The organism is Vibrio comitans, from assembly GCA_024346835.1.
Lineage (GTDB): Bacteria > Pseudomonadota > Gammaproteobacteria > Enterobacterales > Vibrionaceae > Vibrio > Vibrio comitans.
On the sequence record AP024866.1, the window covers coordinates 1,794,191 to 1,814,786 of the forward strand.

Here is a 20,596-nt window from a genome sequence, read left to right on the forward strand (position 1 = left end):
ATTGATAGTGAGCAGTTTATGAAAAAGTATAAGGGCGAGTGGATACAGGTCGCTCGAGACATTACATCGGGTATCTCCGAACAAGATCGTTTTCAACGACTACTCACCACAATTCGAAACATGCTGCATTGCGACGCGACTGCGCTACTACTATTCCAACAGCAAAATTTCATTCCTCTTGCTATCAACGGACTGAGCGAAGATGTGTTAGGTCGCCGCTTTAATATCGAGCAACACCCTCGCCTTGAAGCCATTGCCAGAGCTGGAGATATTGTTCGCTTTCCTTCTGACAGTGATTTGCCCGACCCTTACGATGCGTTGATCCCCAATCATGAGCAAAAACTCGAGGTTCACTCTTGTATTGGGCTTCCTTTATTTCAAGAAGATCGTCTGATTGGCGCTGTGACCATTGATGCCTTTGACCCAACATTGTTTGATGGTTTTGCCGATGACGATTTTAGGCTGATCAGCGCACTAGCAGCCAATAGTTTGCATACCGCTCTATTGGTGGCAAAGCTTGAGAAAAATGTGGGCGTATCGAGCACATCAAATACTAAACGCACCAATTACAATCAATTGGATTTTATAGGCCAATCTCAAGGAATTACCGAGCTTAAATCTCACATTTCAGCGGTCGCCCATACGGATCTATCCGTATTGATCATGGGAGAAACGGGAGTCGGTAAAGAGCTCGTCGCACACGCAATCTACTCTCAATCTGACCGTAAAGGTAAAGCCTTTGTATACCTCAATTGTGCCGCACTACCCGAGTCGGTAGCCGAAAGTGAGCTTTTTGGGCACATCAAGGGCGCTTTCACTGGTGCGATAAGCGATCGAAAAGGTAAGTTTGAATTGGCCAATCACGGCACGCTGTTTCTTGATGAAGTCGGCGAACTGTCGTTAGCTTTGCAAGCTAAGCTACTGCGAGCACTGCAATACGGCGACATACAGCGCGTAGGTGATGATAGCAATATCAAGGTGGATGTTCGCATTATTGCCGCAACAAACCGAGTAATGCACGAAGAGGTTAAGAAAGGGCATTTTCGATCCGATCTCTACCACAGGCTAAGCGTGTTCCCCTTATTTGTTCCGCCACTTCGAGAGCGAGGTAAAGACGTTATTCTATTGGCCGGATTTTTTGCAGAGCAGTGCCAGCACAAGCTCAATCTATCTAGTATCACACTGGATGCAGAAGTCCTCACCCTACTACAAAACAACCCTTGGGAAGGCAACGTACGAGAGCTTGAACATGCCATAAACCGAGCCAGTGTTATCGCCAAAGCACAAAGCAACGCCACGCATCTTGTATTAAAACCAAGTCACTTTCAGTTTGCTCATACTGAAATACCTGACACAAATAAAGCCGTCAATCCCACTTCATCTATCGCAAACCAGTCTATCGAACACTGGCAAGACCTCGGGTTAAAGGAAGCGACTGAGCAATTTCAAATCGAGCTTATACAATCCGCTTACTTAAACAACGACAAAAAGCTCAGCGCCACAGCGAAACAGTTGGGACTTAATCCGGGGAACTTACATCGATTGATGAAGCGCTTGGGATTGAAGTGATAGGGACATAGATATATACGCCTCTATAACCCGAACATCTCACTCTTTTGGAGCAACTTTTCTGAAACAAAAAGCTTGTTCTTTATAACTGCAATTTGAAGTCCTAACTCATAAATGGACAAAACCTTGTCAGTTATATTACTAAATTAGGAAATAACGAATTAGGTGATGTATGGGAAAGTAACGCCCGCTTAAGTGGTGAGCAACGCAACACCAAACTTAAACCATTGTGCCATAAACACTAAAGCCAAAATGTGAACCAAAACCGCGCTGCGTTGGGAATCCGGCTTAAAGCGTTTGTTAAGTGCTCTTTATAAACGACCAAGCCTCAGTATTTAACGTGTATTATTACCTGAAGCTAAGGCTTTAGTATCTTTGTCTATAATTGCCCGTACTGAAGCTGTGAGTTCATCACTGTCAGTGTATTTTCTGCCATAAGACAGATTAAAGTCATAATTATCTGGATTTTTCCCTTGAGTATGTTGCAGCAAGGTTTCGATTTTATCGAAAGCCTTAGCTAATTTTGCTTCTTTTGATGAAGCATTTTCATAATCATCCCAAAGCGTTAGAACATCCTGTTGCAAGCTTTCAGGCAGAGGGTTAATCAAAGTAATCAAATCCAGCCTTTCCTGCTCCCCTTTATCCGAACCTGCTACTTGGTCAATAGCCGCAATATCACCGCTAATTGCTTCCCCTAAATCGTGGATAACGCACATTTTTATCAACTTTAACATATCTATGTGCGGGTATTGCTCAGAGAACATCATTACCATCACACATAATCGCCACGTGTGTTCTGCCGTACTCTCATGCCTACCATTTGAAGTACGAGCAGTTCGCTATGTGCACCCTAGGCAAGCCCTAGGATGCACGAGAATACTACACAAGCACTTACAATACATACCAACGAACGCCTCATATCGATAACCCAATCGTTGTAGACTAAGCAACACAAACAAGGAATTAAAAGAAATATAATGAAAAAACCAGCTCTACTAGTAAGCGCTGCACTCCTAATTGGATGTGGTGGTGATTCAGACAAAGACAGTCAACCTACGACCGGCTCCGCTACCGTAAGCACAAAAGATGCCCTACGGTTTATGCAACAGAATCTATCTGGAAATGGCCGACTAGGCAGTCCTGTGACATGCGCAGATTTCTTCGCTCAGGTCAGCGAGCAAGAGTACGGAGAGCAGCCGCGCATCAACAATGTTTTTGATTTCCACCATACAGTAAACTTGACCCAGTGCGTGATCGGTGAAGCCTATGCCAACCAAGATAACTTATACCTCAAGGGTGCATTCAATCTCTTTAGCCTAGCCACTGATGGTAGTAGTGACATTAATGTGGTAACAAGTTGCTCGATTATGAAAATCCCAATGCACAATGGAAATGGTGGAAACTTCCAGTGTCTAGCTGGTGATTACGGTCCCTCCGTAATGATCACGACGCAAGGGCTATCTCTAGGCACTGATGGCATTCTGCGGTTCGTAAGTAAGAACGAAACAGCAGGCAAAGTTTCACTAATGGAATACGATGGATACAGCGACCAAGCAATTGAGGTTGCTGAGATTAATTTCACGGTTGATGAATCTGTATCCTCCCCATTACCCGGCTATTACACCTATGTAACCGATGGCAACAAGGTTTTAATTGCCGGAAATGGCCCTGTTTATGACGAAACAATTACAGATGGCAGTGGACACTACGAAACCACGGCTATCTACTCCAACGGAGCACTGGACTACTATAGAACCACAAAACCCAGCGCTCAAGGCTCATACCAAGTTGATGATTTTGCGATAACATACGAGCTTAAAGGCCATACCACTATCACAAACTTAAACCGAACAAGTGAAAATGACGAACCGGTTTATATCCAAGGATTTGACACAATTTACGCAGGCAAGAATGACCTGTTCATGCTTAGAACCGTGGACGTTGGTGATGGTAGTCTAAAGCGAGGCATCTACACGCTCAACCCGCACACTGGCGAAACAACATTGGTGAATGGCACTAAGTATTTCAGCAGTGTTGTAGAGTCAGATCTAAATGGCGAAAGTGTCTTTTGGGTTACTTATAGTAATGGGCCTGTTGCTGGTCCTCAGAACCTCCAGAAACTAGCCATTCTGAATGACGATTTATCCATAAGTCAACACGACGACCTACTCAACGGCGTGATTAACTTAGATGGACCTGACACTATCTATTTAGACCCTATTGCTGGTGGTGTTAAGGCTTACGTTTTAGCCGGTGGCGGCAATATAGCTGATGGAAAACTGGCTTTCCTTTCTAATATTGATGGGGTTGTCATGGAGGAACCAAGCGAAAAAAATAGCATTGAATCCATAACGCGCATCATCAAATAAGAGAAAAGCGACAACAGTTAAAGTGAAAGCCCGAACTACTGTCGGGCTTTCACCGCAAACCTTCGCCCAGTGAACTACTCAGTGACAGCATAGCTGATCACTGAGCTTCTAAGGCGGCCAGGCCGCCTTATCTATTTCCTCAGATCCCGAAGGCAACTTCGCTAATGCAAAGACTTTCGTTTTAACGCCTAATTTCTGCTTAGTGTTGAGTGTATTTGCCACCCTGACGACAGTTCCATTCGCCATTAAGTCCAGTTCATCACGCCTTTCAACAGCTATCGCTGATGAGTAGTCGCAATCACTCAATAGACCGCAAGAAGTGCAGGTGAAGCTTCTTTCTTTTAACGTCAATTTATGTTGCTGACCGCAACTTGAGCAAACACCCGTTGTGCGCTCAAACCGCCCAATTTCATGGTGAACACCACCTCTTAACTCAACCTTATATTTGGTTAAATCTGAGATTAGTCCCATGATATTATCGGCCACCATTTTCCCGTTAAATTTCTGCATACCAGCCACATTCAAATCTTCAAACACCACTATATCGCTTGCGTTGGCTATCCGTCGTGCGGTTTTGTGTGCAAAGTCCATTCGTTTTCTGGCGATTGAACCGTGAAGTTGATTTAGGCGGGATTTAGCTTTTTTCCAGCGAGCTGAACCTTTCTTTTTTCTAGAAACTTGTCGCTGTAATCGGGTAAGTTTTTCCTTCTCTGCTTTTAAATACTTAGGATTATCGACAGTAACGCCGTTCGATTCTACTACCGTTTGTTTCGAGTTTATGTCGTAGCCAGCGATGCTATGAAGCAGTTTCTTTGCTTCATCACACTCTACTTCTTGGGTGAGGCTCACCTCCCAATTCCCATGACGAAATTGTACCGTCGCGGTTTTAATACTGCTCACTAATTTACGATGCAAAACTATGGGTACAGGACCAATCTTTGGTAGGGTTATTTTGTCTTTCTCAACTCGAATACAGTTGTTGTTGTTCACAGAGCGGTAGCTATCATTGTGCAGCAAGACATCCGTACTGTTTAAGAATTGCTAGGCCACTCAGATGTAGCAACGACACAAATCTATACGCATGTAATTGGTGAACACTTCGCAGGTACTGTAAGCCCACTAAATAAATCTTTGTTACAAACCACAAGGCAAATCCATAGTTTTTGCAGACGATTCGTGTTCACTAAACTGAACTCTAGCCATTAGAAAACTTAGGGCATATTTGGAGTGAATAGTAGAACTAAGCAAATAGTCTAACGAACTTCGGGGCAAAGGCGAGTTAGAGTTAGAGCCAGTACCGTCAATACGCCAGAATAATCTGTTGGCTCTTTGTATCCGATTACTAGCCCCAGCGCCTACCTAACAAAGCTGTGTATCGGTCAGTGCCGAGTAGTCGGTTTGAGGCTTAGACACACAGCCGGTTAATGGCGGTGCTGCTAGAATTACCATTAGGCTGATTAGCTTGATGTTCATATTATTTAAACTTTTTTCACTGCCTGTGAAATATGCGGCTTCCCACTAATTACTCGTTGCTTCGAGTTACTTGCACTAGCAAATTCACTGAACTACTGGTAAATAAGTAAATTCAGGCTCATCACGACTCGGATTTTTCGTAGCCCATTGCTCTACTGAAATCACCTTATGATCAGAAATGTTCACCTTATAGGTACCCCTTCTATCCGAAGTGCCTACTTGAAGAGCATAGTTAAGGCTAATTTGGCAAACACCAGAATCCAGCGTCTTTAGCAACGCAGAGGTGTTCATTCTTCGTGTTGGAAGATAAGCAGTGTTAGATGCATATAGCTGCACGGATGCCGAAGCAGAGCATGAGTCGTTAAGTGACCCATTTCGAGAGTACATCCACACAGCACCTCTATTGTCTGCATAATACGGCGCTCTATTTTCGTAATAGTAGAGACTCGCACTGGCAGGCACACTCCACGAACTCGCACCGTAAATTCTATTTCCTACCTGCAAACCACCACTAGACATTCGTACCCCTGAGCCACCAAGGTCGGCCGAAACACCCGAAACTTGATAACCATTTTGTGATTTACTATTGAACGACGTTGTAAAACTCCATACTTTTTCCAGTGAGTTATCATCAAGTGCAGTAAAGGTATATGTAATACCTTGGTCGGCCACCCAATTCAAATCAAGCTCTACTGAAACACCTTCATCTTGATCCTCAAATCGACCAGTGTAATGGTCAGCAATGCTTGTGACCGTTGCAGGAGTCAAATCAACCATCGGAGTAGTTTGCGTTGCAGGGGTTAACTTAATCATCGGAGTAGTCTGCGTTGCAGGCGTTAACTCAACCATCGGAGTAGTCTGCGTTGCAGGCGTTAACTTAACCATCGGAGTAGTCTGCGTTGCAGGCGTTAACTCAACCATCGAAGTAGTCTGTGTTGCAGGCGTTAACTCAACCATCGGAGTTACATCAATCTCTGGCTTAGAAACGCTCTCAGAGTTATCAGGAATTGCTGACGTTGACGGGATTCCTCCAGACGAAGAGTCACTACCACCACAAGCAGTCATCAGGGAAGACAACACTAAAATAATAGCTATATTTTTCATTCCTAATCCATATTGAGCCTATTGTAGCGCTACAGTGTACAGCCTCACCATACGTTGACTGCATTTGTAAACTGATTTACCGATTACGAAACAACACCAATAGCAAACTGACTTCAGATAACTACGTTGCTAGCTGAAAAGTTATTAAAGGAATGGCGAAACTTGGGGCATTTCTGAGTTACAATTTCCCTAGCTGTGACGGTTTTGGACAAATACGAGTTAGCGCTAGCCCCGCCAACACGTATCTGGACAAAAATCATACAGAGGAATAACTCTAAATAACTACAGGAGGGTTAGAAAAAATATCTTGAAATCTCAATTGTGTGTACCTTCCTATTGAGCATTAAGAGGCTGAAGAAATGAATGCAATTATCAATGAGCCAATAAGCCTCCCTTCATTCCGCCTACCTGCGCGAGGGAGACCAGGTTCAACTTGTTTTCAGTGTTATGTTATTGCCAATGGTTTTCGAGAGTTTCTGTTTAGATGAGTGTTCATTGTCCCGATATCCAATAGCGGAACTGGGCGTAGGGCAATGATATGCGTACAGCACATTTTCAGATTGACGGTATGCGGTTTGAGAAGCATCTTGTCTGAGAGTATAACAGATACCAGAAACCCAGCATTTGGCTGGGCTTTAAAAATCTACTTTTGAGACTTAACCAAGCTCAGGGTCAAAAAAATTGCGGTGCTTTTGTGAGACCAGCTTAGTCGGTTGCTGGCCAGCCAGTTGCTTGAGTAACTTATTGGTCTCGACGCTTTGGCGGTAAATGCCCCAAACCAAAAAGGGCAAAGCTAAGCAAATGACGCCGTAAATTAGGCCAACGATTGAGCCAACGATGCCGAATGAGGTAAAAATTTGCTCCATTATCGCGCTCCTTAGTTTTGCTATGGGATTGTGTTGAGAGTGGCCAAATCGAAGTTGTAGAAATAGTCACCCCAATCAGCATAATTAAAGCCTTCATATGGGTTTGATGATGTGAAAGCCGAAAGCGCGGCGGAATCGATATCAACCACCGTGGAAAGCGTGCCATGATCGAAAAAGAAAGCCGTCGTTGTTGTCGCTGGTGGCACTTGCTCCTCATATGGGAAAACATCAACATACTTATCCGATCCGATAGCAATCACCATGCAACCGTAATATTTATCGTCGTAGGTCACTGGGTAACTTAAAATTGACTCGTAGGTACCGTCCCGCGTTATTCAAAAATCCTCGTCTCCGCACTTATGAACCGCACCAAATTCAACATCGAAAGAGCCCTCATCATTCAAGAGGTACATATGACCACCGTCGAGCGTGATATCTTGGTAATCGTTCATATCTTCGATATTCGTTAATCGAACCACTTGAACCGAATCAGGGAAAAAATGAGATCCCGTCTTTTTTTGTTCAACCTTTGCCTTGGCTTGCTCTGGGTTGCTTTCGTTTTGTGGTTTTGAATCATCGCCACCACCACCGCAACCGGCAAGAGTAGCCACGGTCAGCGCTGTGCATAATGCTCTTAGTTTCATGTTTAAGTTTCTCAATTTCGCCCGTTTATCAGTGGGCGGGGTTATAGGTTGTGTTGTGCTGAGCCATACACTCAGAATATTGGGTATTCACGAGCTTTGCGCGGTAAGTGCGGGCAATGGCTGGGTTTGAATACTGCGGGTGACTGGAAGCCTTGAGGGCGATGCTCATGATGTGCTTGGCCTCGGCTTCATTCTTTGGGCTGGTGGTGCGTATAACGTTACTCATTAGCCTGAGCCCCAAGACTGGCCATCAGCATCATGGTGGTGATCAACATTTTCATCAATAAACCACCTCGTCGCCATTTGCCAGCTTGCCAAGATCTCGGGCCATCGCCTCAATATCAACGTGGTGCGCCTCGATCGCGTTGCGAAACTGATCAACGACGTAATACCGGCCATTCTCAACAATCCAGCGAGATTGTGGGTGAGACTTTCTAAGCTCAAGGCCCTCTTTGTTTAGTGCTCTGTTAACTCGAGCCTCAAGCGCTCTTATCGCTATTTTCATGCTTATCGCGTATGTGTTTATGTGTTTGGGCTTATGCGTCGATGATATAGGCCTGACTCAGATAAAAGATGAATAGGTTTGCGCAAATAGTTCACCTTTTAGCGAAAGCGAGAGCAATGGTGAGAGCACGAAGCAAGGCCTGTAGACTTCAGCCACATTTAGATTAGAAAATATTATCCAAACCGGCTCTTAACGGATAAGTAACGGTAGCGTTGTAAACACGAAATGGGGCATAAACTGCTTTGCCTTGTCTCTGCTTGATTAAGCATTTTTTGAGCGGCAACCTGAACGACGTCGCTTAAGATGATATTATTCGTATATCATTCTGCATGAATTGAGTGCAAAGCACCATTCTTGCTTAAAACCATAAGAACCGTCAGCGAAATGAACAAACACCTCAACCTTTTTAGAACCTACGCAAAAACAGAGCGTACCTACCAATTAGAAAATGACCTGACTCGCGCTCTGGCAATCTGTCTCCAAGAAGATGCTTTGTTCCTTCATGAAGTGCTCAAATCTGTTTTTGATGGCGATGTCCGTTACAACAAGCTTTTTCAAGACATCAATAGGCCACCCATCCTTGAGGTCTCGATTCAAAAAAATGCTGAAAGCATTAAGGACTACAAGCACATCTATGCCGTTAGTTTAAGTGAAGTTGAAATGGTTAACTTCTGGGGGCAAACACGAGTAGATGAATATGATCCGATATGTGATTTGGTACTTACTATTAACGATGTTTGTATAGTAATTGAAGCTAAAAGAGACGGTATAGACTGTAGTGCTCAGCTATACAACCAAATCTTCAACATCCTCCGCAATTCCAACTTATCTCTGGTCAAATGCCATGATATGGTCACAGACAGGGATCTAAATTGGAAAAAACTGATGACAATTGCAGTGAGAGTATCAAGCTTTGAGAAAATGAGTGGCAACAAAAACCGTTTCTTAGCTGACTTCATTCAATTGGTACGAGATCATAACCCAGAGTGGCTTCCAGCAACGCCAATTGCTTCCCTAGCGCCTAAGAGTTGTAACGCGATATATCGACGTATTCGTATAGCTGTCGAGGAATTTGAATCCGCTAGGGATAGTCTAAAGCTCTTAACCTACAATGACCGACTTGGAACAAACTTTTCTAAGGAGTGGGCAGATGAGGTGCTCTATGAGGTTTGTCCAGAAACAGGTGACTTAGTAGCCTCAATCTATCCTGGAAATACTAAGACGCAGGGTTGGCACATCTTTTACAAAGACCCAGAGTTCAGTACTGAGCTAGTGTTAAATAGTCAATCTTACCCTCTATCTATTGGATATCACGTTAAATTCTCGGGGCAAGGTTACGTAAGCGGTCTATGGTTTGACGACAAAAAGATGAAAAAGAACCTGTACACACATGAAATCTTCAAAAACAAGACTGGTCGTTACACGAGAGACTCTTGGTCTGATATTGAAGAATTATTAGATCAGCATTTATCCTACGATTGGGAAAAGCAGTGTCAGTGGAAGACGAAAATTCTTGAATCTAATCGTACTGTTATAAACATGGCGATTGGTTATGTAATTAGGTTGACAGTGCCCAAGGGCGATTTGGATAAGCTTGATACACAAATCCATGATACGACGCAGCTGATAAAGCTTGTAGGTCAAATCTACGATGCCTTTGAAAATAATTTGATAAAGGAATGATAGACTCGCTTTGGTAAGGACTGAGATTTGTAGGTACATTCGGATTAGAAAGTTTAGCGTATTACCATCCTGAAGTACCAGGCACTTCTGTCAAGTGTAACGCAGAATGGGGCAAAAGTGAGTTACAGAAAACGCCTTCTGACCCAATAAGAAACGATTACGTTAACCCCTAGCTAACGAATATTTAAACAAAGGAGCTCATTTTCAGCTCCTCAATGTTTACCGCAGAAAATCACAACAGCTTGGTGCCCTCAATCTTTTTTAGCTCTGCAAACACAATCCAAATCATGATCGTTAACTAATCCTGTCGCTTGCAGAAATGCATACAAGGTTGTGCTGCCTAGAAATTTAAAGCCGAGTTTCTTAAGATTTTTAGCAAGGCGATCAGAGAGTTCTGTCGTTGCCACTGGGTAATCACCTGTTGCTCTGTTGTCGATTGGTTGGTTATCAACATAGGCCCAGATGAAGGAATCAAAGCTGCCGTACTCATATTGGATCTGCAAAAACAGTTTGGCATTGTTAATCGCGGCTTCTATCTTTGCTCGGTTGCGGATAATAGACGCATCTTGCATCAACTCTTCTACTCTGTCCGCATCAAACTTCGCGACAGCAACTGGGTCAAAGTTCGCAAAGGCACGGCGATAGCCTTCTCGGCGTTTGAGAATGGTGTACCAACTTAGGCCGGCTTGCGCTGACTCAAGGATTAGGAACTCAAAGAATACCTTGTCGTCATGAACGGGTACGCCCCATTCTTTATCATGATATTCCACATAATCTGGTTTGCTAACATCAAGCCAGTTGCATCGCTTCATCTTTATTCCTTCAGTGTTCACGGATGTGTTCACTGCTGTGAACACAGCACTCTTCTATCTGCATACGTGATAGTCAGAATAGCAAACCCATCATCAATTGATAGAAAAGTACCGTGTTAAAGTGAAGTTGATGTTAGATGATCATGGTTAATTGAGCGGAAACCACATAGTTGTCATCATCACCATATTGAGCGGCCAAATCAAAGCCAAACACGCCAAATGGTCTAAATCCAAAACCTGCGGTAACCATGTTTTCAGCATAATCGGTCATGCTATGCATGTAGCCTGCTCTAAACTGAGCCCACTTCCAAAGATCGACTTCTCCACCAATTCGAGTAAATTGAGTTTTGTAGCTTTGCTCTTCAAAATAACGTGTTGAGTTCAGGTCGATATCAGCAGTTAGCGTATACCAATTCGTAGAGTAAGCACTGCCTAGCTTATATTCAGGCTCAACAACATAGGTTGCCGTTTGTCCCATCTGGACGTTGGTTTCCAAGCTGTGCGAGAGAATGTTCTTCGCAACAAAGGCTACGTTTAAATGATCGATAACCTCATAGCTTGCACCAATATCAAGGTTAAACGCTGTTTTTTCTTCAAGGTCGTCAAAGAAGTCAGCGTCGTCTAGCTCATCTTCGTTTAATCGTTCTTGAAAATAAGTGGTGTAGATTTGTTGAACTTTGGGTGAAAAACCTACGCTGAGGTTTCTGTCGTATACCTCATAGTTTTGAGCAAACGTGAAGCCGATATCCAGCGTACCGCCAATGAGACCTGTAACTGTCGATCGAATCTCATCATCAGGGCTAGTATTATCAAAATCTCGATCATCAATATCCATCGTCGCCAATGCGGTTGCGTGTGTAGCAACAAAGAAATTGGTATTGATGAAGCTATTTGGAACCGCAAATACCATACCTGCTGAGGCGTTCGCTGTTATATCACCATTGGTGAGATCTCGAAGCGCTGCTTTCCACGCTTCTTGCGCCTCACCGCTAGTTGGGTTATCCAGCCAATCATCTTCGGCATCAAAGTAGACATCAAGCTTATCTAGCATGCCTTCGCCATCATGAACTCCGGCCGTCACTGCTGGTAAAATCATACCGAAGCTGTGCTTAGACTCCCCTGATGCCGCCAAAGCCGGGTTGTAAAAACTCGCACTGACGAAGTTAGCTGCTGCAACCCCTGTGCCCGCCATAGCGATACCACGAGCATCACTGTGAGCGTATGAATGAAATGAAGCTAAAGAGAGAGGAAGGCTTAAAAGAACAGCAGTCTTTTTAAATGAATACATGACATATCCTTGTGATATCACTTAACGATACGCCATTCTAAATATCTAGTGTTTCATTAAAAGTACAATTAACTCAAAGACTTAAAAGATTACATTTGGTTACACAAGGTGAGTTATGAACGATTAAAGTACCATCCAAAGCATGAAAATAGTTTGATAAAAATACTATTTGAAGGGTGTTAATGCGTGAGGAACAAAAAAAAGACTACGCCTTCGCGTAGTCTTCATACTTTTTAGCGAATTTTAATTTCTGCGTTTAACCTACGCCTGTTTCACTTCAATTCTGTGGAACATTTTGTACAACACAGGTACCACAATCAGGGTTAATACTGTCGCAAAACCCAAACCAAACATGATAGTTACCGCCATAGGCTTAAAGAAGATATCTGGCAATAGTGGAATCATACCCAAAATGGTTGTGATAGCCGCCATACATACTGGTCTCACGCGACTCAGTGCTGCCTCAACTACCGCGGTGTACGCTTCTTTACCTGATTTGATCTCAAGTTCAATCTGATCAATCAGTACAATACCGTTTTTCAGTAGCATCCCAGACAAACTCAAGAAGCCTAACAATGCCATAAAGCCAAATGGCGTATTGAGCAGCAACAAGCCTGTGGTTACACCAATCAAGGCCAAAGGTACTGTCAGCCAAACAATCAGAGGTTCTTTAACTGAGTTAAACAAGAACACAGTAATCAAGAACATGAACAGGTAACCCATTGGCATGCTGGAGAACAATGACGCTTTTGCATCACCTGAAGATTCATACTCGCCCCCCCACTCCAAGCTGTAGCCTGGTGGAAGCTCGATGGCTTCAATCTTAGATTGAATACGCGCCTGTAAAGTAGCAGCTGTTTCTTCACCCAAGATATCAGGGTCAGCAAACACGGTTAGCATACGCTTTCTGTTCTTACGAACAATCAACGGATCTTCCCAACGTACTTCATTACCTAACGTAATCTGTTGCAAAGGAATGTAATCACTCAGCACTGGACTCCAAATTTGCATCCCTTCAATGTTTCTAAAATCAACTCGTTCCGCTTCTGTCAATCGGGTCACAATAGGCATTAGTGTTGTACCATCTCGATACACACCAACCGTCAAACCTGAAAACGACATTTGCAGGAACTGGTCCATATCGTTCTTACTGATACCGTAGCGACGAGCCTGACTTTCATTAAACTGAGGCTCAATCACCTTGGTACGTTCGCGCCAATCGTGGCGAACGCCAGTAGCACCCGGATCGGCGTTTAGAATATCCACTACTTGGCCTGCGACCGTTCGCAATATTGTTGGGTCAGAACCTATGATACGAGCTTCTATCTTGGCACCACCACCAGGGCCTAATTCAATTTGCTTCAACTTATAGTCGATTTCAGGGTAGTTATTCGCTACATGCTCCCGATATTTATTCATCACATCGTGCAATACTTCGTAGCTTTCTACGCGCGTCACTATCTCACCATAAGCCGCATAACTTTTCTCTGGCGTGTAGGTCAGCATAAAGCGCTCTAAACCCTTACCAGCCGTCGTCGTTACGCTTTCTACACCTTCCTGCTCAAGCAACCAGGTTTCAATGGCCTTCATCTTGGTGTTAGTTACCCGAATATCGCTCCCCTCTGGTAACCAAATATCTGACAAGAACATAGGTGTCGTAGAGGATGGGAAGAAGGCTTGCTTAATAAAGGTGAATCCATAGATGCTTGCACCTAGCGCAACGACAAGAGTCGCTACAGTTATCCAAGCGTTTCGCATACAAAACTCTAGGAACTTTTTGTACATGACAAAAACAAATCCATTGTATGGATCATCACCCGCGCCTTGATCGAACTTCTGCCCTTTAAAGAACAGCTCTGCAAAGAAAGGGGTTAGTGATATTGCAGTAAACCAAGACAGCATTAATGAGATAAGCAATACAGAAAACAGCGTACGACAATACTCACCAGTGGAATCTTCTGACAAACCAATCGGAGCAAAGGCGGTTACCGCAATCACAGTTGCACCCAACAATGGCCATTTGGTTTGTGTCACGATATCGGTTGCCGCTTGTAAGCGAGTCCGCCCTCGCTGGGTCCCCACTAATATGCCTTCCACCACCACTATGGCATTATCCACCAGCATCCCCAGTGCAATAACCAAAGCACCTAGAGAAATACGCTGTAAGTCGATGGCAAAGTACTTCATAAACACAAAAGTGCCTAATACGGTGACCAGCAGGATCAGACCAATCAATAGCCCTGAACGAAGCCCCATGAAGAACAGCAATACTACGATAACGATACCGACCGCTTGACCAAGACTGACCACGAAGCCACTTACTGACTTGTCTACTTCCTTAGGTTGGCTGTAGATTTCAGAAATGCTAATGCCAATCGGCTGTTGGTATTTCAGCTCTGCTAAGCGTTTATCGAGTAGCGCCCCTACTTTCACCACGTTTACACCCGCGTTGAAAGAGATCCCCATATTTAGGGCAAAATTACCATTGAAGTTAATTAGGTTACTTGGGACGTCAACATAGCCACGCTTGATCTCAGCAACATCACGTAAATAGATTTGACTCGAACTGCCTTTGGCTACATCAGTAATGATAAGATCGCCGAGTTGATCAACATCCTGAAACTCTCCAGTCGGGTGGATTCGAATATACTCATCACCAATTCTCACCGCACCTGCTGGGGTGACTATGTTTTGGGTATTAAGAAGATTTGCCACCGCTTCCGGAGCGATACCTAGCGTGTTAAGTCGCTTCATCGACATTTCGATAAACACTTGCTCTTGCTGATCACCGGACACAGCCACCTTGCTGATGCCGTCTACCAACTCAAGCTCACGACGTAAATAATCGACGTAATCAAGCAACTCTTTATATGAATAGCCTTCGCCTGTAACGGCAAGCAGCACCCCAAACACGTCACCAAAATCATCGATAACCGCTGGAGTATTCACACCGGGAGGGAGAGTGCCATCGAGATCCGTCACTTTACGACGTAATTCATCCCAAATCTGCGGAAGATCGTCTGGCCCATATCTATTTTTCATGGTCACAGTGATCTGCGATAAGCCCCGGCTTGAAATGGAATTGACCTCATCCACATAGGTTAATTGCTGAATGGCTTTCTCTATAGGATAAGTCACTTCCTCTTCGACTTCTTGAGGGGTTGCACCAGGGTAACTCGTCACTACCATGGCGTCTTTAATGGTGAAAGCAGGGTCTTCAAGTCGTCCTAACTCAAAGAATGAAGCCGTACCACCGATAAAGAAGATCAAGGAAATCATCCAGCTGATCACTTTATTCTTTATGAAGTAGGCTGCAATTCCTTTTGTGCTCTCATCGTCTTGCTGCTCGAGTTTATCCTGGCTCATTGAACAGCCTCCTTCTTAATTACTTCCACTTCTGCTCCATCTCGCAGTTGAGACATTCCTTTGACCACGATAGTTTCCGCCCCTTGCAAGCCACTGATAATCTGCACGGCTCTGTTTTGAAGTTTTCCTAACTGAACCAGCTGCTTACGCACTTTATTGCCTTCTAACACCCACACATAAGTTTCAGTCCTGTCGAGAAGATCTCCGTCCATGTTGACCACTGCATTAAACGGAATATAAGAGCCCACGCTAACGTTGAGCCCTGCTTCACTGCTTCTTGCTGTAACTTCTAAAGCCATACCATCAAGAATAATTTCTTCCTCTGGCATTGGCATCGTTAAGGTCACATTGTAAGTGCCCGTTGCAGGATCCGGCTCAGTGGTAAATTCTTTAATGGTTGCCTCATAAATGTTGCCACTTTCGACCTTTACCTTAGCGTTAACTTTACGAAGGTCCCTCTTTGAAGGTTGATGGACAAACAGGCGATCCGGTATCTGAATCAAGACTTCAACCGTATCGGTGCTGTGTATGTTGACGATTTGCTGGCCAACTTGAATGTTCTCAAAACGATCAACGTTTACACGGGAAATAATGCCATCTGTCGGTGCTTTAAGAGTCGTAAACTCGAAATGCAATTTAGCCATCTGCAAGTCGACCAAGGCGATATTGCGCTGCGCTGCTAGTTCATCATATTGTGACTGTGCCAATAGACCTTTTTTGACCAATGGACCAGAGCGCTTATACTGACTATTTATCGCGTTATAGCTCGCTCGTGCATTATCCACCGCAATCTGGAAGTCTCGCGTGTCTAATTGAGCTAACACGTCGCCTTTCTTAACTCGGTCACCTTCTTTGACAGGGAGTTCAGTAATTTCTCCAGACACTCTGAAACTCAAATGAGAACGCAGTGCCGCTTGTGCTACGGCAGGGAAGAAAATGCGATCCGTTACTTCTGGCTCACCTAACTGAAGAACCTCCACTTTTGAAATATGGGCTGCAGGCTCCACTACAGGTCTTTCACAACCTACCAATACCACAGATAATCCCAATACTAGTGAGCCTTTAGAGAGCCACTTCATTGCTAAACTCATAAGCCTCGCTCCTTAATCCACTCTCTGATCTTCATCCCTGATTGAAGCTCTTGCACGCCAGAAATTACAATTTGATCCCCATCGACTAACCCAGAAACCACTTGCCCTGTGCTACTAAGGGAGATAGAGACTTGTTCGACCATAGAATCTTCTGTGACCCTCCAAACACACTGCTCACTGCCACAAGAGAACATTGAGGTCTCTGGTAGTTTTGTTGGTTCGGTGCGCGGTAACAACACGTGAATATTCCCAGACATACCCGGCAGTATGCCTAAATCACTAGGACGCTCCATAATCATTGTGACCTTGTAACTACCTGTGGAGTTATCTGATTCCGTATCTATCTCTTGAAAGGTTAAAGGAAATTGCTGCTCAGGAAAGGAATCAAATATCATGTAAGACTCTACGGCGTCGTAACCTCTGAAACGATTGAGCATAGAGTCTGGCAGAGGAAAGATAACCTTAAGTAGGTCGTTGGACTGGATGTTCATGACACCCTGCTTGGCTGCTACATATTCAAAATTGTCTATGTTAACCAAAGAAATCGTGCCATCGAATGGGGCCGCAAGCTTGGTATAGCTGTAATTGGCTAGCGCTTGGTCGTAATCTGCTCGAGCTGACTTGTGAAGCGCCCTAGCTTGATCGTACTCTTGCTCAGAAACTACCTTATCCTTAATGAGTTTTTTCATGCGATCAAACTGCACTTGAGCCAAGTTAAAATTCGCCTTCGCTTGAGAGCGTTGCAGTTTATATTCGCTGTCTTCTAATATCGCTAATACATCCCCTTTTTTCACCGGCAATCCAGCGGTAGCGGGTAATTCGATGAGCTCACCTGGAACTCTGAAAGCAAGGACTGCACGATCACCTGCCGCAGAAGATGCTGGGAACACACGTTCAAAGCTTTTGTCTCCAACGGATACGGTGAGAAGTTTAGCTGGGCGAGATTCTGGCTCTGAAACAGCATCTTGCTTATCACCGCAACCGGCTAAGCCTAAAGCGGTAAAAAGCACAACAATCCAGTTGGTGCGCATAGTATTTCCTTATTCTATGTTAGTACCAACAATCATAGATGTTTCAAGATGTTAAAGCCAATTTAATGGGTTGTTTTTAGTGTTTTACTAAAAAATTTCACAATACGTTTAAAAAGCGCCCAGACGTTATTCAATACTAGGCATATACAGAAATTATGACGTGCAATAAAAAACGCACCACAGGATCTGCGGTGCGTTTACAATCATTGATGATTTAAGGCGAACTTACTTGGCTTGATGGAATATCTGCTCTGTATCTAGCGATGTCATGCTGCGGATTTGGCGCCAAACATAATAGAAGATGCCCAACATCATTAACATGCTAGGGATAGCAATCACTGGGTAACTATATAGCGTCATTTTACCTAGTTCTTCGTTAAACGCTGCCGTACCAGCAGGGCTAGTTACGATGTAAGTTGCCAGCGCATAGTTCATGACTGATGAGAACGCGAATGTGCTAGCAAACAAGTAATTTGAATTCATCAAGCAGCGATCAAACGCCTTTTCATTGCCGCTCTCTTTCAAGCGCTCTTCAATCAAAGACAAGTTCAACACCGTTTTATTGAATATGAGCTTTTGCATCAACGGGTGGCGGGTAAAGGTTGAAACCAATACAGCAATACCAATAAGGCCAGGAATTAATGCCTCTTTCATTGCCAACCAGCGAGTGTCTAACTCAAGTAAGCCGATACCACCGGTCAAAAGAACACTCACAAAACCCAAGGCTGCTATGAAATTGAACTTCTTATTACGAATAAGTTCTAGGCCGCCATAAGCAACAGGAAACGACAAAGCTACGATAAGTGACAGCACAGTGCCCAGATGCTCATCCCCACTAAACTTCATCAAGATGAATGACGGGATAAATACGTTAAACAGTATCTCGAATAGAGGATTAGATTTTTTGCTATTGGTGGTACTCATAGTCTTCCAGTGTTACACGCTACATTTCTCTTTATTGGAGAGGGATTGTTCCTTGCGTAGCTCTAAATGTAAAGTCTTTAAAGTTTAGCAATCATGACACCAGTGTTCAAAATAACACCTATTAGGAATTCAATTAAGACGCGAGTTAAAAGAGTTACCTTCAACCCGCGCCATTATTCGATTGTTTTATACTGAATGTGCAACCTCTGATTGAGTATCACCGCTCGAGGCTTGCTCACACTGCTCAGCCTTGTGCAGTAATATCTGAATCAACTTAGAACACAGCAAGGCAACACCAATCATCACCACCGCCATGATGGTCAGCAGTTGGAAGTATTCACCGTAGACGTTATGGGCAATTTCTTGGGTTAGCACCTGGCCTTTTTCCAACGCGATATTGGTAGAGAGAGCAGCGCCAACAATGCCGCTTAATGCGATAGCCACAGAGAACAAGCTCACCGAGAAGTTTTCAATATGATGAGGGGCAACAGATAGGATAAACGCTACCACCATCGACCCCACTACAACCTCTGCTATCGCTTGGAAAAAATGTACCGCCAAGAATACCTCAGGTCGAATTGCGACATCAGGCCCTACTGTTGAGATGAAATAGGTCAAAATGCCGAACGCGATCGTCGTTAAAACGAAGGCAATGGCAATCTTGGTAGAGGTCGATAGATTTATCCCTTTCTTCTCCAATGTGTGGAATGCAAAAGCAACAATCGGTCCACCTACCATGCACCATAGAGGGTTCATGGCCATTGCGGCTTCGGGCTCCAATGGAATAAAACCAAATAAGCTTCCCTTGAGGGTGTTCATCGCAACGATGTTCATTGAGGTCATCATTTGACCGTAGTAAACAAAGAAACAAGTTGTCAGGAAGGTCACGATCAGGATGGTACCCATCTTCAAGCTCTCGGAGCGCTCTACCTTAAACATTAAGAATATGAAGTAGACAATAGCCAGCACACCAATGGCATAAACGATGTTTTGTCCCACATCCATGTTTGAGAACATAAAGAACACCAATGCGATCATAGCGACAGAGGCAACTGCAAAGATCAGCCAATTAGTGACAGATACGGCGGCTTGGTCGATCGGCTTACCCATAGGCTTGAAGCTTTTGTGCAGTACTAATAATACAAATAGTGCAACCGCAGCCATAATAGCAGACACGGTAAAACCGCCACTAAAGCCGATATAAAGCACAACCATAGGGAATAAATACTGACCTAAGAATGCGCCAATATTGTTTACTGAGTAATTGATAGGAAAGCCTTTCTCGAAATCTTGGTGTGAGGCAAAGGTTCGCTTGTAAAGGCTTGGGTATGACGGAGACATCAGCCCTCGGCCATAACTTGCAAGGGCAATACCCGCCATGGCGGTTGGTACGTGCAGACTGGTCGCGCCAAAAACTAGCAGCAAGTAGCCGGCGACAAATGCCAGGTAACTAATAGTTAAAGAGCGATAAGCTCCGAGTAGCTTGTCAGCAATAAAACCACCAGCAATGGCAAACAACGGGCCTATCGCCGCAAATGCACCAACCACCATCATAGTATCGGCTTCACTGTAGTTAAGGTCTTCAAGGAAGAATCGAGTCAGACTGACAAGCACGCCATAAAAAGAGAGTCCGAAGAGCATCTGACAAAGCATCATCGATTTGTTTAGTTTATTCCACATGATCTGTTTCTCGTGGTTAGGGATTTTAGTTCTAAGGTGAGGTAAGAAATGCTTGAGGGCTCAACGAATTTGTAGAGCATCATGGGCTCCATAGGCCATACAACCCCATGCATATTAAGGAGTGGAAGAATTGTAATCGCGGAAGCTAGTTATAAATACTCGCGGTTAGAGGACAAGGTCCATCAAGGATA

The 20,596-nt window shown here is 44.1% G+C and carries 16 protein-coding genes and 2 pseudogenes; 4 read left to right on the forward strand and 14 right to left on the reverse strand.

Going from position 1 to position 20,596, the window contains the following annotated elements; genetic code table 11:
• Nucleotides 1–18 precede the first annotated feature (18 nt).
• Nucleotides 19–1,569 (forward strand): nitric oxide reductase transcriptional regulator NorR, encoded by a 1,551-nt coding sequence (norR, locus tag OCU46_RS08215; protein ID WP_141268318.1) that lies wholly within the window; start codon nucleotides 19–21, stop codon nucleotides 1,567–1,569.
• A 335-nt stretch (nucleotides 1,570–1,904) separates the two neighbouring features.
• Here norR and OCU46_RS08220 read toward each other — a convergent pair.
• Nucleotides 1,905–2,396 (reverse strand): annotated as a pseudogene (locus OCU46_RS08220) (HD domain-containing protein); the annotation flags it as partial.
• A 150-nt stretch (nucleotides 2,397–2,546) separates the two neighbouring features.
• Between OCU46_RS08220 and OCU46_RS08225 the strand changes: the two are divergent.
• Nucleotides 2,547–3,938 carry a hypothetical protein gene (locus tag OCU46_RS08225; RefSeq protein ID WP_141268319.1) on the forward strand — a complete coding sequence of 464 codons (1,392 nt, stop codon included), beginning with the start codon at nucleotides 2,547–2,549 and terminating at the stop codon, nucleotides 3,936–3,938.
• A gap of 108 nt (nucleotides 3,939–4,046) precedes the next feature.
• Here OCU46_RS08225 and OCU46_RS08230 read toward each other — a convergent pair whose 3' ends face one another.
• Nucleotides 4,047–4,928, reverse strand: a complete 882-nt coding sequence (locus OCU46_RS08230; protein ID WP_244311324.1) for an RNA-guided endonuclease InsQ/TnpB family protein — start codon at nucleotides 4,926–4,928, stop codon at nucleotides 4,047–4,049.
• A 27-nt stretch (nucleotides 4,929–4,955) separates the two neighbouring features.
• On the opposite strand from OCU46_RS08230, the pseudogene OCU46_RS08235 reads away from it, so the two are divergent.
• Nucleotides 4,956–5,144 (forward strand): annotated as a pseudogene (locus OCU46_RS08235) (hypothetical protein); the annotation flags it as partial.
• A 351-nt stretch (nucleotides 5,145–5,495) separates the two neighbouring features.
• On the opposite strand, the gene OCU46_RS08240 reads toward OCU46_RS08235, so the two are convergent.
• The 5 genes from OCU46_RS08240 to OCU46_RS08260 form a co-directional block, all read right to left on the reverse strand.
• Nucleotides 5,496–6,515: a hypothetical protein gene (locus OCU46_RS08240; protein ID WP_141268320.1), complete on the reverse strand. Its 1,020-nt coding sequence runs from the start codon at nucleotides 6,513–6,515 to the stop codon at nucleotides 5,496–5,498.
• 656 nt (nucleotides 6,516–7,171) lie between these two features.
• Nucleotides 7,172–7,381: a hypothetical protein gene (locus tag OCU46_RS08245; RefSeq protein WP_141268321.1), complete on the reverse strand. Its 210-nt coding sequence runs from the start codon at nucleotides 7,379–7,381 to the stop codon at nucleotides 7,172–7,174.
• Nucleotides 7,382–7,401: 20 nt separating this feature from the next.
• Complete coding sequence (locus OCU46_RS08250) at nucleotides 7,402–7,674, reverse strand: hypothetical protein (protein WP_141268322.1); 273 nt, start codon at nucleotides 7,672–7,674, stop codon at nucleotides 7,402–7,404.
• 42 nt (nucleotides 7,675–7,716) lie between these two features.
• Entirely contained in the window at nucleotides 7,717–8,025 is a 309-nt protein-coding gene (locus OCU46_RS08255) for a hypothetical protein (RefSeq protein ID WP_141268323.1), read from the reverse strand.
• A gap of 280 nt (nucleotides 8,026–8,305) precedes the next feature.
• Nucleotides 8,306–8,530: a hypothetical protein gene (locus tag OCU46_RS08260; protein ID WP_141268324.1), complete on the reverse strand. Its 225-nt coding sequence runs from the start codon at nucleotides 8,528–8,530 to the stop codon at nucleotides 8,306–8,308.
• A 384-nt stretch (nucleotides 8,531–8,914) separates the two neighbouring features.
• On the opposite strand from OCU46_RS08260, the gene OCU46_RS08265 reads away from it, so the two are divergent.
• Entirely contained in the window at nucleotides 8,915–10,213 is a 1,299-nt protein-coding gene (locus OCU46_RS08265) for a hypothetical protein (protein ID WP_141268325.1), read from the forward strand.
• A gap of 251 nt (nucleotides 10,214–10,464) precedes the next feature.
• On the opposite strand, the gene OCU46_RS08270 is transcribed toward OCU46_RS08265, so the two are convergent.
• The 7 genes from OCU46_RS08270 to OCU46_RS08300 all read right to left on the reverse strand — a co-directional run bounded on the left by OCU46_RS08270 (nucleotide 10,465) and on the right by OCU46_RS08300 (nucleotide 20,405).
• Nucleotides 10,465–11,025: a DNA-3-methyladenine glycosylase I gene (locus OCU46_RS08270; protein WP_141268326.1), complete on the reverse strand. Its 561-nt coding sequence runs from the start codon at nucleotides 11,023–11,025 to the stop codon at nucleotides 10,465–10,467.
• 133 nt (nucleotides 11,026–11,158) lie between these two features.
• Nucleotides 11,159–12,313: a conjugal transfer protein TraF gene (gene traF, locus OCU46_RS08275; protein WP_141268327.1), complete on the reverse strand. Its 1,155-nt coding sequence runs from the start codon at nucleotides 12,311–12,313 to the stop codon at nucleotides 11,159–11,161.
• A gap of 261 nt (nucleotides 12,314–12,574) precedes the next feature.
• Nucleotides 12,575–15,679: an efflux RND transporter permease subunit gene (locus tag OCU46_RS08280; protein ID WP_141268328.1), complete on the reverse strand. Its 3,105-nt coding sequence runs from the start codon at nucleotides 15,677–15,679 to the stop codon at nucleotides 12,575–12,577.
• Nucleotides 15,676–16,770, reverse strand: a complete 1,095-nt coding sequence (locus tag OCU46_RS08285; RefSeq protein ID WP_141268329.1) for an efflux RND transporter periplasmic adaptor subunit — start codon at nucleotides 16,768–16,770, stop codon at nucleotides 15,676–15,678. The genes OCU46_RS08280 and OCU46_RS08285 overlap by 4 nt, the downstream gene beginning before the upstream one ends.
• A complete protein-coding gene (locus tag OCU46_RS08290; protein WP_141268330.1) occupies nucleotides 16,767–17,801 on the reverse strand; it encodes an efflux RND transporter periplasmic adaptor subunit in 1,035 nt (344 codons plus the stop codon). The genes OCU46_RS08285 and OCU46_RS08290 overlap by 4 nt, the downstream gene beginning before the upstream one ends.
• A gap of 225 nt (nucleotides 17,802–18,026) precedes the next feature.
• Nucleotides 18,027–18,725: a VC0807 family protein gene (locus OCU46_RS08295; RefSeq protein WP_141268331.1), complete on the reverse strand. Its 699-nt coding sequence runs from the start codon at nucleotides 18,723–18,725 to the stop codon at nucleotides 18,027–18,029.
• A 186-nt stretch (nucleotides 18,726–18,911) separates the two neighbouring features.
• The gene (locus OCU46_RS08300) at nucleotides 18,912–20,405 is read right to left on the reverse strand and encodes a peptide MFS transporter (protein WP_141268332.1); all 1,494 of its coding nucleotides are present in this window, start codon (nucleotides 20,403–20,405) and stop codon (nucleotides 18,912–18,914) included.
• Nucleotides 20,406–20,596 lie beyond the last annotated feature (191 nt).